The organism is Pseudomonas sp. A-R-19, assembly GCF_019956575.1.
Classification (GTDB): domain Bacteria; phylum Pseudomonadota; class Gammaproteobacteria; order Pseudomonadales; family Pseudomonadaceae; genus Aquipseudomonas.
The window spans coordinates 207,307-219,932 of record NZ_JAHBDR010000038.1 but is presented as its reverse complement, the minus strand read 5'-3'; the positions used below and the strand labels follow the sequence as shown (position 1 = coordinate 219,932).

Annotated in this window: 9 protein-coding genes; 1 reads left to right on the top strand and 8 read right to left on the bottom strand. The window is 60.0% G+C overall.

The annotated features are described in order from the left end of the window. Positions 1 to 51: 51 nt before the first annotated feature. Complete coding sequence (locus KGA88_RS07160) at positions 52 to 1,344, bottom strand: GGDEF domain-containing protein (protein ID WP_223589874.1); 1,293 nt, start codon at positions 1,342 to 1,344, stop codon at positions 52 to 54. A 151-nt stretch (positions 1,345 to 1,495) separates the two neighbouring features. After that, positions 1,496 to 3,646: a cytochrome-c peroxidase gene (locus KGA88_RS07155; RefSeq protein WP_223589953.1), complete on the bottom strand. Its 2,151-nt coding sequence runs from the start codon at positions 3,644 to 3,646 to the stop codon at positions 1,496 to 1,498. Between the two features lie 1,149 nt (positions 3,647 to 4,795). On the opposite strand from KGA88_RS07155, the gene KGA88_RS07150 reads away from it, so the two are divergent. After that, positions 4,796 to 6,583 carry a hypothetical protein gene (locus tag KGA88_RS07150; RefSeq protein ID WP_223589871.1) on the top strand — a complete coding sequence of 596 codons (1,788 nt, stop codon included), beginning with the start codon at positions 4,796 to 4,798 and terminating at the stop codon, positions 6,581 to 6,583. Positions 6,584 to 6,662: 79 nt separating this feature from the next. On the opposite strand, the gene KGA88_RS07145 is transcribed toward KGA88_RS07150, so the two are convergent. The 6 genes from KGA88_RS07145 to bioF form a co-directional block, all read right to left on the bottom strand. Further along, entirely contained in the window at positions 6,663 to 8,468 is a 1,806-nt protein-coding gene (locus KGA88_RS07145) for a phenylacyl-CoA dehydrogenase (RefSeq protein ID WP_223589868.1), read from the bottom strand. A 278-nt stretch (positions 8,469 to 8,746) separates the two neighbouring features. Next, the gene (locus KGA88_RS07140) at positions 8,747 to 9,043 is read right to left on the bottom strand and encodes a pyrroloquinoline quinone biosynthesis protein PqqE (protein ID WP_223589865.1); all 297 of its coding nucleotides are present in this window, start codon (positions 9,041 to 9,043) and stop codon (positions 8,747 to 8,749) included. A gap of 107 nt (positions 9,044 to 9,150) precedes the next feature. Continuing rightward, a complete protein-coding gene (bioD, locus tag KGA88_RS07135; protein WP_110659821.1) occupies positions 9,151 to 9,831 on the bottom strand; it encodes a dethiobiotin synthase in 681 nt (226 codons plus the stop codon). Then, positions 9,828 to 10,640: a malonyl-ACP O-methyltransferase BioC gene (gene bioC, locus KGA88_RS07130; protein ID WP_223589863.1), complete on the bottom strand. Its 813-nt coding sequence runs from the start codon at positions 10,638 to 10,640 to the stop codon at positions 9,828 to 9,830. Before bioC ends, bioD begins: the two co-directional genes overlap by 4 nt. Continuing rightward, a complete protein-coding gene (locus tag KGA88_RS07125; protein ID WP_223589861.1) occupies positions 10,633 to 11,364 on the bottom strand; it encodes an alpha/beta fold hydrolase in 732 nt (243 codons plus the stop codon). The genes bioC and KGA88_RS07125 overlap by 8 nt, the downstream gene beginning before the upstream one ends. Beyond that, on the bottom strand, positions 11,357 to 12,535 hold the full coding sequence (gene bioF / locus KGA88_RS07120) for an 8-amino-7-oxononanoate synthase (protein ID WP_223589859.1): 1,179 nt from the start codon (positions 12,533 to 12,535) through the stop codon (positions 11,357 to 11,359). The genes KGA88_RS07125 and bioF overlap by 8 nt, the downstream gene beginning before the upstream one ends. Positions 12,536 to 12,626: the final 91 nt, after the last annotated feature.

The window sequence follows — 12,626 nt, the reverse complement described above, 5'->3', positions numbered from 1 at the left end:
TGCCGCCGACCCTGCCTCACAATCACTTTGCGCTCGCTGAATGCGCCATCATCACTCAACCGTAACGGCGTCCATGCGCACGGCGCCACGTCGGTTCTGCCCGAACGCCACCACGCAGTTGCGCCCGGCGCCCTTGGCGCTGTAGAGCGCCTGGTCGGCGGACTTGAGCACCACTTCGGGGGTGCGTTGATCGATCCGTTCGGCCACGCCGATACTGACCGTCACCGACACGCTCGACACACCGGAACCGGCACGCCGCTGGCGTCCCTGACTATCGTCCTGCGGTCGGTTTTCCTGATTGCGCAGCTGAATGTTGTAAGTGGCGATGGACTCGCGGATGACTTCCAGGTGCGGCATGCACTCTTCCAGGGTCTTGCCTGCAAACACCAGGGCAAATTCCTCGCCGCCATAGCGATACGCCTTACCGCCACCGCCGATTTTCGACAGTTTGCTGGCCACCAGCCGCAGCACCTGGTCGCCGACGTCGTGGCCGTGGGTGTCGTTGAATTTCTTGAAGTGGTCGACGTCGCTCATGGCCAACACGTAGTTGCGCCCAAGCCGTTGCATGCGCTCGTTCAGCGCACGACGGCCCGGCAGCCCGGTCAGTTCGTCGCGGAAGGCCATTTGATAGGCTTCGTGGGCAACGGCGGCGGCGATCATCAACATCACCTGGCTGCACATGATGTTCAGCGTGAACGGCAGGATGAAGGTTTTCGGCAACATCCAGAACAACCCGAGCAGTCCCACCAATTGCGCGGCATGCAGCGGTCGCGGGTTGCGCCAGTATTGCCAGGCCAGCAGCAAAAACGCCGCAATGAATACCGGATAGGACAACTGGATCAGGCTCATCCAGGCGCCATGCAAGGCGGGCCAGCGAATCTCCGACAGCCAGATCAGCAGCGCGTGCGGATAGCTTTGCTCAAGCCCCAGCGCCACGCTGCCGACCGCCAGCAATACCGCGAAACGCGCCACCATGTCCTGGAACAGATGAGTGCGTTCCTGCCACGCCGCGAACACACCAAACAGCAGCGGCAGCAGCAGGCAACACAAATGAAAGACCACGGCGGCATCTTCACGCACCTTGCCGTTGTCGCGGTAGTAGTCAGTCTGGGTGTCGAGCAGGAAGTAGGCGATGTACACCGTGACCATCAGAAACAGTTCACGCTGACGTCGGTACACCGCGCAATAGGCGCCACCGAGCAATAACACCAGGGTCGGCAGCACGTTGAACAGCGAGGTGAAGAAGACGTTCAGATCCTTGATGTATGCAGCCGCGAGCCCCGCCAGCAACAGCAGTAAAGACGGCAGGAAATGACTGAAACGCACAGCGGAAGAACGCAACAAGGGTAAAGCTCCGACCCGTCAGACCAATAGATGGCAATGTGCCCACTACTGTAACGGCAGAAACCCCGATTTGCTGAGTGAAATACTGAGGTATTTGAAAAAGGGCGCCACTGGCGGCCATCAGCCGCCAGTGGCGCAAGGGGAAATCCTCTTACAGATCGTTGTTGAACGGTAGCAGCGGCCCCTCCAGACGTGTGCGACCCTCCGCACCGACCGGTCTGAGCTGGATGTCGGCGTCCTGCGCCTGCCGGGTAGTGATCTTCGGACTGGCCGGTTTTTGCCCGACCGAGTTTTCATCACCCTTTTCGCCCTGTGGCAGTACCAGCGAAGGATGGTCAAACGGCGCCCGCTCCCACGCCACTCGCGGATCGGTGAGCCCGACCTCCATGAACTTGACCAGCGCATCCACTTCATCCGGGGTCAGGTTCAGCTGGGTCATGTCCGGATCAAGATTGGAGCCGTTGTGCTGATTGACCGCCGGGTGCTCGAAGCCACTGGTGTTGCTGGCATCTTCGCCACGCCGGTCGCCGCCGCGGTTGTAGAACTCCATCACCTGTTGCAGCGTTGCGCGACTACCGTTGTGGAAGTACGGCCCGGTCAACGCGATGTTGCGCAAGGTCGGCGTCTTGAAGGCGCCATCGACCGAGTCGCGGAAACCGACTTTGGGCTTGAGCGTCGCATCACAAGGGATGGCCGGGCTCAAGGGCACTTCGAAGGTGCACACATCAACTTCCAGCGGGTCAGGGATCTGGCCGCCCTGGAGCAAGGTGTTGTACTCGCGAGTGAAAGACAGCGGATTGCCCCAGGCATCCGTACCGCCGAGTGCCAGGTCTTCCGAGGTCGGGCGCACCCCGGTGTTGTAGAAGCCGTTGTCATAGAGCGTGGTCAGGTTGTCGGCCATGACCATCCGCTCGATACGCTCACGCGGGTGGAAGAGCAGGCGGCTGCCGGCGTTGGTCAACTCCGCGCCACCGTGGCAACTGACGCATTTGCCCTTGCCCAGGAACAGGTTCATGCCCTGGACCTGCTGCCCATTCATGGCGGTGTGATCGCCCTGTAAGTAGGCATCCAGCGGCGCCTGGTCCGAGATCAGCGTGGACTCATACAACTGAATCGCCAACCCGAAGAACAGCGGGAAGTTCGCCTCCATCTGGGTGTATGGCGCGCCGCCCAGCGAGACCTGCTGCGTGGCATTCCACAAGCGCGGCTGGAACGCGTTTTTGATCAGTTCACGGTAAGTCGGCCGACGGGCACCGGAAACCGGCCCGAGTACCGAATCGCTGGACGAGATCCGTTGCTGCTTGAGCATCAAGGTGTCGAGCATGCGTCGGCCGATATCAGCGAAGGTACGCCCGCCGCAGGACATTTCCACCGGGCTGCCGGGAGGCCCTACCGCTTGCGAGGCGGCGGAGGCATCCTTGAGCGCCAGCCTGACCTTGGTCGCCACGCCACTGCGATCGCTGGTCACGAAAATCCCCGCGTCAGGGTCGCGATTGCCGAACGGTGAGAAACCGTTGAAGACGTTATTGGCCCGGCCATCCCAGAAGTTGCGCACGTTGAACGCGGCGTTGATCACCGTCGGTGCGTTGCGCCCGGTGCTGCGGCGAACGTTGATGCCGCCCACCTGGAAGATGCCGTCCGGTTGCTGGACGCACTTGTCGAAACGCGCCTGATGGGGCTTGACGAAGTTGGCGTCGAACACGCCTTGCGAACCGATCACATCGTCAGTCGAGAAGAGAATGGCCGAATTGCGATCCAGCGGATTGGCCAGCACATGGGTTGGGAAATCGCTTTTCTTCAGCTGGTAGTTCGGACCGCCCTTGCCTCCGGATTTGGTGGTGTAGGTCGGTACATCGCCCGGAATGTCGGAGGCGGTGAACGGTTTGTTGAAGATCGACGAGACGTTCGCGTTGGTGTTCGCCTGGCCCGGGTTGATCTGGTTGGTGGTGCGGTGATCGGCACCCGCGTGGAAGTGGCAGGACGCACAAGCGGTAGAACCGTCACTGCCGATCTCCATGTCCCAGAACAGTGCCTTGCCCAGCAGCACTGCCGCCGGGCGATTGAGCACGTAGTCGGTCATCAGGTCGACTTTGCGCCCGCCTTCGGTTCCCGAAGGGTCGGGCGGCAGCAGCCCACGTAGCGATTGCAGAGTGGGCACGTCGGGTACGGACGGTACGGCCGGTTCGACCACTACCGGGTCAGCGGCCCAGGCACTCGCGACCGGTAGACCGATGACAAGCAGAGCGCCCGCCATCGCACAGGTAAAACGGGGGATTCGAAAGAGGCTCAAGTACTTGACCATCATGACACTCTCGATTCAGTAGGGAGTCGCCAGACTCCGTAATTATCCTGTTGGAAGATGAACTCATCGCCGAAACTTTGCTGCTTGCACGAATAGTTACCCCTACTCGAAATCGCTCGGGCAAGGCGAAGCTTGGCTGGAAAAGTACACTCTTGGCTCAGGCTTGATTAAGACATTGCTCTGTCGCACCGACGGGTGCGCTTAACTACACTCTAGCTGTAACAAAACATTTCAACAGCAAAAAAACAATAATTTTTTATCCAGGCCAGAACAATTAAAAACTGTGTTTGCAAACACACCTGACAACACAAAAAACTAAGACTAAAGACTGACCTCACATTTGGTGAACTTTCCCCCAATACTGGGTAACGCCCCCAAAGCCTTGCATATACCGGCTCACACAAGAATCTTAAGCCAATGTTTTTAAAGAAAAATATATGAACAGATTAATGCTTGAGAGTTTGGCAGAGCAATTGCTTACTCATACTTCGCCGGGGCTAACCGCACTTACAATAATCGCCTGCAAGCCCAGACAACCAATAGGAGTCAACCATCACAAAACACAACTACTCCGCTTGTGCGCAAGTTGCACTGCGCGAGCTATGGATTTTATTTGATATCAACACAAAACCACACGACCAATACTTCGATACATTTTCTTGCGATGTCTTTTCGCCCAGAGTAGATATAGAAAACATTTCTCATTCAGTACTTATGACAGAACGCACCGCGCAAATATCTGAACTTCACTTCGCACACTCCCGAACTTGGGTATGTATCCCCCCCTATGTTGGTGGATATTAATTCGGCAGTGTTGAGCGCAGTTCCATCCCTGGCCGCGCAGCCCGCATTCCAAGTGCATTGGCGGCGACTTGTATCAAATTATTTCGTAACAGGCACGACAACTGCTTTGTACACCTCAGGCTCAAGGAAATGTCTCTCGCGATTGCGCCCGTAACCGGCCGGCGCAACGCAGGTTGAAAGCATCCAGGCGGGAAGTGTCGGGCCAGACGCAGGCACTTGTCCCGGTGGATCGAGCCCCAATTCGACACCCACGGCTTTGCGCTTTTCTTGCGCAGGATTCAGCGCATCAGCAGAGCTGCGAGTCGATTGGCCGGCCACTGGTCCTGCAATATTCTGGAGAGATCCATGAGCTTATCCTCGTACGAAAAAACGCTCGCCATACCGCTGCTCCACAAGCGATTCAACAGCATTTTCGGTCGTCATGCCCTGCTCGCCACTGCCGTTACCGTCGCACTGGCCATTGGTGGTGGCGCGGATGCATTTGCCAAAAACGGCGCTGGCGGTGGAGGTGGCGGCGGTGGTGGCGGCGGGACTGCCAAGCCCCCAGCAGGGGCGACCTCGCCATTCACGACTCCCACACTGCCCGATCCGGTTTTCACAAACCCGACTGCGATACATGGGTTCGACGTTACAGGCTTTATCCAGAGCATGACGCTCGATCCCACCAATGTGAATTGCCCTGGCACCACCGATCCTGGCCGTTATGGAGGTACCGTCCAACTGAACGGCGTAACGATTACCGTCCCTTGCAATACGGTCCTGCAAATGCCGGCCAATACCCTGACATGGGCCGAGTTCGTCAGGGGCGGTACGCTGGCGCTCAACAAGGGACCGACGTCATATCCGTCGTTCGAGATCCACGTGGTGGGTAACTCTGTGTCCAACAAACAAATAGCCGGGCTGATTTTTGTCTCCCAGCAAGCCGCGAATGCTGGGAGTGGGGTCATTACCCGCATCGACTACACCAACGGCAACATCGAAGTTGACAGCGGTAATCCACTGCTGCCCACGACCCTGCAGATCAACGACCCGAATGGACGTTTTGGCCGCGCTCAAAGCCCCGACCCACGTTTCTCCGTCGATGATGCAAACCCGACTATCCACGCCGCAACCGGGTACCCGATGTGCGTGCCGCGCACGATTTCCGGGGACGATGCGCTCTGCCCACAAAAAAACCGGCCAAAAGCGGTCACTCCGACCACGACCAACAACTGCCGCAACTTCGCCCAGGCCGGCGTAACGCCTCCGGCCAGCGGAGACCTTTCTCCTCCGGTGACGGGACAGGCCTATTGCAGCCAATTCGTCATGAAGAGACTCAGCGATGCTTCGCGTACGGCAACGGACCCCGACCCGTCTCAACAGGCCCCCTTCGAAGTCGGCGACTTCATCAGTTGGGCCGGCACCTTGTTCAAGTCCGCGACAACGGGGGCCCCGGACTTCATCTCTGCGCACACGATTGAGGCCAACGTAGGGATCTACACTCAGCCCGGCTCCCAACCGAGCTATCTATCTATCGGGGAATTTGGTGTCGGTACTGCCGACCCAGCGGTAACAGCAATCGGCGGTGTCGCCCAGGAAACCCAGGACCGGATTTTCCTTGAAGCTTCAACCACCGACATCAAGACCCCGGTCGACATTTATCTGATCGATGTCAACCCATCGACTGGCGCACAAACCAACCGCTGGATTACACCCTATGAGATGACGGGTGAGTGCAATCCTGCGCTGGCCCTTGCGACCAGTTGCCTGGGCGCCACGGGTGGCATTACCACACAGAACACGGGTCCTCAGCCACAACGCGCCAGGGTTCGGGCGACCAAGGCACCCGCCGGGCTCTTGAGCCAGCCAACGCGTACCCTGCGTGTCGTTGCGCGCTCGATGTGTGTTCCACAGCAAACGCTCTCTCAGGCTGGTGTGGACAGCTGCATCCAGAACGCAAGCAGGCTGACCGTAGCCAACGGGCTGGTCGCTGGGCAGTATGTGGCACCGGTGTTCGAGTTCATCTTTCCGGAAGGCGTCAAGCCTGGTGATCCCGTTGTCCCGAACGACTTCTGGCACCTGCCATTCATACGTAACGGAGAAGGCGCCAGTACACCCGGCGGTGTCGGTCCTCTGGCTCCAACGCCATGGTGATCGGGGTCTGGTGACAGAGCAAAAAAAACCGCCGCTTGCGAAAACAAGCGGCGGTTTTTTTGAAGGACTGCGTTAAGGCTTAGTAGCCTAGGTCGAAGTTCTCTTCTTTCATGTCCATCAGGTTGTTGGCGCCCGACAGCATGGTTACGACGTGAGTGCGGGTACGCGGCAGGATGCGCTGGAAGTAGAAGCGCGCAGTCTGCAGCTTGGCGGTGTAGAACGCCTCTTCGGAAGTGCCGGCAGCCAGTTTCTCGGCAGCCAGGCGCGCCATGTCAGCCCAGAAGTAGGCCAGGCAGGCGTAACCGGAGTACATCAGGTAGTCCACGGAGGCCGCGCCGACTTCTTCGCGATCTTTCATGGCGGCCATACCGACCTTCATGGTCAGCTCGCCCCATTCCTTGTTCAGTGCAGCCAGCGGAGCGACGAACTCTTGAACCGCTTCGTTGCCTTCGTTGGTCTGGCAGAACTTGTGGACGATCTTGGTGAAGCCTTTCAGGGCTTCGCCTTGGGTCATCAGCACTTTACGGCCCAGCAGGTCGAGTGCCTGGATACCGGTGGTGCCTTCGTACAGCATCGAAATGCGGCTGTCGCGAACGTTCTGCTCCATGCCCCACTCGGCGATGAAGCCGTGGCCGCCGTAGATTTGCACGCCATGGTTGGCCGATTCGAAACCGACTTCGGTCATGAAGGCTTTGGCGATCGGAGTCATGAAGGCCAGCAGTGCGTCGGCTTTCTTTTTCTCTTCTTCGTCCACGCCGTACTTGACGATGTCGACTTGCTTGGCGGTGAAGTAAACCATTGCACGGTTGCCTTCGGCGAATGCCTTCATGGTCAACAGCATGCGGCGTACGTCAGGGTGCACGATGATCGGGTCAGCGGCTTTTTCCGGCGCTTTCGGGCCAGTCAGCGAACGCATTTGCAGACGGTCGCGAGCGTATTTCAGGCCACCCTGGAAACCGACTTCGGCGTGGGCCAGGCCTTGCAGCGCGGTACCCAGGCGTGCGGTGTTCATGAAGGTGAACATGCAGTTCAGGCCTTTGTTCGCCGGGCCGATCAGGAAACCGGTGGCGCCGTCGAAGTTCATCACGCAGGTAGCGTTGCCGTGGATGCCCATCTTGTGTTCCAGGGAACCGCAAGACACAGCGTTACGCGCGCCAACCGAGCCATCGGCGTTCGGCATGAACTTCGGCACGATGAACAGGGAGATGCCTTTGGTGCCGGCCGGTGCATCCGGCAGGCGGGCCAGTACGATGTGGACGATGTTGTCGGCCATGTCGTGTTCACCGGCCGAGATGAAGATCTTGGTGCCGGAAACCTTGTAGGAACCGTCGGCCTGAGGCTCGGCCTTGGTGCGCAGCATGCCCAGGTCGGTGCCGCAGTGCGGCTCGGTCAGGCACATGGTGCCGGTCCACTCACCGGAAACCAGCTTGGTCAGGTAAGCCTCTTGTTGCTCAGGAGTACCGTGCTCGGAGATGGTGTTCATCGCACCGTGCGACAGGCCCGGGTACATGCCCCACGACCAGTTGGACTCGCCAACCATCTCGCTGATGGCCAGCCCCAGGGACTCCGGCAGGCCTTGACCGCCGTGCTCTACGTCGTGAGCCAGGCTCGGCCAGCCACCTTCGACGAATTGCTTGTAGGCTTCCTTGAAGCCAGTCGGGGTCTTAACGCCGGACTCGCTCCAGGTGCAGCCTTCGAGGTCGCCCACGCGGTTCAGCGGAGCCAGCACCTGCTCACAAAACTTGGCGCCTTCCTCGAGAATGGCGTCAACCATGTCCGGGGTTGCGTCGGCGCAAGCCGGAAGGCTCTGATAGTGCGCTTCGTAGCCGAGTAGTTCGTCACGAACGAAGCGAATATCACGCAAGGGGGCCTTGTAGTCAGGCATAGCGATAAACCTCTGCTGATGTAACCGGGAATGAACGACCGCATTGATTTGTTGTTGCGATCAAACAGTTGTTTGAAACATACGTTTACGCCGAAATCTTGTCAAGCGTCGATCTTTTGCCGTTCGTCATCGCCGGTTTGGATACACAGGCACACGACACCGCAGCGGCGCTTTCAAAGCAGCCCGCGACACTGAAAAGATTAGTTGAGCAAGAAAGACTTACGCAGAAAAACGCCGCGAACAGGCGCGGCGCTGGAAGGTGCGGGATCAACGAGGAATCAAGCGTAGGTATCGATCAACGTCCCGAGCACTTCGTCGGAGGCCTTGGCGACTTTCACGCCCAGCTCCGCCTGAATCTTGCCTTGGGCCATGTCGACCAGGTTGCTGGCCACATCCGATTGCTGGCTGCGATCAACCGATCGCAGACGATCGACCTGCGCCTCGGAGGACTGGCTGGTGACCGAACGCTCGATCGTGGTGTTGGCGATCTGCCCGGCGGCTTGATCGACTCGGTTCTGCCCTGTCTGAAGGGTGCTCAGACCGGCATAAAAAGCGGTGTTACCTGAGATTTCCATGGGAGAACTCGTCCTTTCAAAGGATCAACAGCGGTCATTGAAGCAGAGTGACCGGCAAAACACCCGTCAAAAACACTAATGGCACAGTGCCTTGTCATAGGCAAAGCCTAGTCAAGCAGATCCAACTGAAGGTGTTCCGCCACTGCTTCCGCCGTGACTGACTTGAGTTTCGGTACTCGCCCCAGGCACGGCGCCGGGAGGCGCTCGGCAAGGGTGGCGAGGTTTTCTTCCAGGCGCGAGGTTTTCGGGTCGATGATGTTGGCCACCCAACCCGCCAGCTGCAAACCGTCCCGGGCAATCGCTTCGGCGGTCAGCAGGGCATGGCTGATACACCCCAGTCGCACGCCCACCACCAGAATCACCGGCAGCTGTAACGCGATGGCCAGGTCCGACAGGTTGTCCTGATCCGCCAACGGCACGCGCCAGCCACCGGCACCTTCGATGAGGGTGAAATCTGCCTGCATGCCCAGAATCTGCCGCATCGGCGCCAGCAACGACTGCACCGTCAACGCCACGCCCGCCTCGCGTGCCGCCAGATGCGGGGCGATGGCCGGTTCGAAGGCCACCGGATTGACCTGTGCATAGGTCAGCGGCAGCGAGCACTGCGCCAATAGCGCCAGCGCATCGGCGTTGCGCAGGCCTTTGGGCGTCACATCACAACCGGAGGCGACCGGCTTGCCCGCCGCCGTGCTCAAACCCGCCGAACGCGCCGCATGCAGCAGCCCGGCGGCGACTGTGGTTTTACCGACATCGGTATCCGTGCCGGTGATGAAATAGGCTGCGCTCATAAGGGTTTCTCCAAAACGGCATACACCACTTGATAAGTCGCCGGCAGGCCCCGGGCCTGACGAAACTGCTCATAAGCCTCAATCAAACCCATAATCCGCGCCCGGCCGGTCAAGCCACCCGGTCGACCAGGATTGAGGTTGTGCGCGCCCAGCGCCTTGAGCTCATGGGTCAGGCTGCGCACATCCGGGTAATGCAGCACGTGGGGAAGGTTTTGCAGACTGACTACCCTCAAGCCACTGGCCGCACACAACTGCTGATAAACACCAAACTCCCGGAAGCGGTTGACGTGCACCATGCCATCGACTTCCCGCCAGCTGTCGCGCAATTCAAACAACGTCCCTACACAGAGACTAGCAAACGCGAAAACGCCACCCGGTTTCAGCACCCTACAGGCTTCACTGAGCACCGATTCGAAGTCCGCGCACCACTGCACCGCCAGGCTGGAGAAGATCAGGTCGCAGGTCGAGTCCCGCAGCGGCAAACGCTCGGCATCGCCGGCCACGAAATGCGTGGCACCGCCCAATGGCCGGGCGTGGTTGAGCATGCCTTCGGCGATGTCCAGCGCCACACCGTGACTGCCCGCAAATTGCTCACCCAGGGCACGACTGAAATGCCCGGTGCCACAGCCAAGATCCAGCCAGCGCTGCGGGACGAAGTCCTGCGGTAATCGCGCGAGCAATTGGCTGCCGACATCACGCTGCAACTCGGCCACGCTGTCGTAGCTGGCCGCCGCGCGGGAGAAAGACGCTGCTACCTGACGCTTGTCGGGCAAGCTGCCGGGCAGTTTGGGGAAGGATAAATCAGTCATCGCCGCACTCATGCAAAAAGGCCTGGATCGCCCCCGCCAAACCGTGGGGGTCCTCCAGGAGAAACGCGTGGCTGGCCTGTTCAATCAGACCGATTTCGACATCCGGCAGCATCGCCAGCAACTCGCCCGCCGCTTCCGCCGGCACCAGTGCGTCAAGGCCGGCGAACAAATGCAGTTGCGGACCGCGAAACGATTGCAATGCCTGGCGGGTATCCAGTTGTGCGAGCACTTGCAGACCGCTGAGCAGCACCGGCGCCGGGGTATTCGGAGCGCCACCCAGCATCAACCGCGACAATCCGCGAGGGTCATCGGCGCCTTGGGCACAGAGCAGTGAAAAGCGTTTCAACGTCGCACGCGGGTCGCCAGCACATCCCGTCAGAAACGCATCGAAGGTTTCGCCAGGCATGGCGGCCGTCCATTGTTCATGAGCGACAAAAGAGACGTTGCTGGCCAGGGTGAACACGCCACAGCAGCGATCGCCACGCCGGGCCGCCAACTCGCAGGCGAGCATGCCGCCCAATGACCAGCCGCCCAGCCAGGCGTCTTGCGGCAACGTCGAATCGAGCTCATCGAGCCATTCTTCAAGATCGCTCGACTCCAACTCCGGCAACGGCTCGATCTCGACCCGCAGGTGCTCATTCAGGCCGCGCAAGGCCGCTGCCAGGGGCTCCATGGGTGAAACACCAAGGCCCCAGCCGGGCAGCAGAATCAGACGATCACGCATGGCTTGGCTCCGACTGCAGTTGTTGAAAACAATCGGCCAGTCCGTTTAACAATAGCTGTACCTGGGCCTCGCTGTGGGCGGCGGTCAGCGTGACCCGGAGTCGGGCGCTGCCGGCGGGCACGGTCGGCGGACGAATCGCGGTCACCATCAATCCGCGTTCGCGCAGCATTTGTGAAAAGCGCACCGCGCGCCCGGCGTCACCGATCATGATCGGCTGGATCGGTGTGAAGCTGTCCATGAGTTCCAGGCCAATCTGTTCGGCGCCGTGGCGGAACTGGCGGATCAGCGTCTGCAAATGCTCGCGGCGCCAGTGTTCACTGCGCAGCAGTTCCAGGCTTTTCAGGGTGGCGCAGGCCAACGCCGGTGGCTGGCTGGTGGTGTAGATGTAGGGCCGGGCGAACTGGATCAGGCTTTCGATCAGCTCTTCGCTGCCCGCCACAAAGGCACCCGCCGTACCGAAGGCTTTGCCGAGGGTGCCGACCAGCACCGGAACGTCCTCCTGGCTCAGACCGAAATGTTCGACGATGCCGCCACCGTTGGCACCCAACGGTCCAAAACCGTGAGCGTCGTCGACCATCAACCAGGCGCCCTTGGCCTTGGCCTCGCGAGCTAGCGCTGGCAAGTCGGCGATATCGCCGTCCATGCTGAACACGCCGTCGGTGACCACCAGCGTATTGCCGGTGGCTTTTTCCAGGCGTTTGGCCAGGCTCGCAGCGTCGTTGTGCAGATAACGATTGAACCGCGCACCGGACAACAGACCCGCATCGAGCAGCGACGCATGATTGAGCCGGTCTTCGAGCACCGTATCGCCCTGCCCCACCAGCGCCGTGACCGCGCCGAGGTTGGCCATGTAACCGGTAGTGAACAGCAATGCGCGCGGGCGACCGGTCAGGTCGGCCAGGGCTTCTTCCAGTGCGTGGTGCGGGCTGCTGTGGCCGATGACCAAGTGTGAAGCCCCTCCGCCCACGCCCCACTTCGAAGCGCCGGCGCGCCAGGCCTCGATCACTTGCGGATGATTGGCCAGGCCCAGGTAGTCGTTGTTACAGAACGCCAGCAACGGCTGGCCATCGACCACCACTTGCGGCCCCTGCGGGCTTTCAAGCAGGGGGCGCTGACGGTAGAGATTTTCGGCACGACGGGCAGCAAGGCGTGCGGCGAGATCGAAAGACATGCAGGCCTCGGACAAACAATCAAGGTAGACACCGAACCTGTAGGAGCTGGCTTGCCAGCGATGAGGGCGTCAGATTCAACATATCCATCAG

Excerpts from the sequence above, each read along its gene's own strand:
- KGA88_RS07155 (WP_223589953.1), bottom strand. The coding sequence starts at position 3,646 with ATGGTCAAGTACTTGAGCCTCTTTCGAATCCCCCGTTTTACCTGTGCG.
- KGA88_RS07150 (WP_223589871.1), top strand. The coding sequence starts at position 4,796 with ATGAGCTTATCCTCGTACGAAAAAACGCTCGCCATACCGCTGCTCCAC.
- KGA88_RS07145 (WP_223589868.1), bottom strand. The coding sequence starts at position 8,468 with ATGCCTGACTACAAGGCCCCCTTGCGTGATATTCGCTTCGTTCGTGAC.
- KGA88_RS07140 (WP_223589865.1), bottom strand. The coding sequence starts at position 9,043 with ATGGAAATCTCAGGTAACACCGCTTTTTATGCCGGTCTGAGCACCCTT.
- bioD (WP_110659821.1), bottom strand. The coding sequence starts at position 9,831 with ATGAGCGCAGCCTATTTCATCACCGGCACGGATACCGATGTCGGTAAA.
- bioC (WP_223589863.1), bottom strand. The coding sequence starts at position 10,640 with ATGACTGATTTATCCTTCCCCAAACTGCCCGGCAGCTTGCCCGACAAG.
- KGA88_RS07125 (WP_223589861.1), bottom strand. The coding sequence starts at position 11,364 with ATGCGTGATCGTCTGATTCTGCTGCCCGGCTGGGGCCTTGGTGTTTCA.
- bioF (WP_223589859.1), bottom strand. The coding sequence starts at position 12,535 with ATGTCTTTCGATCTCGCCGCACGCCTTGCTGCCCGTCGTGCCGAAAAT.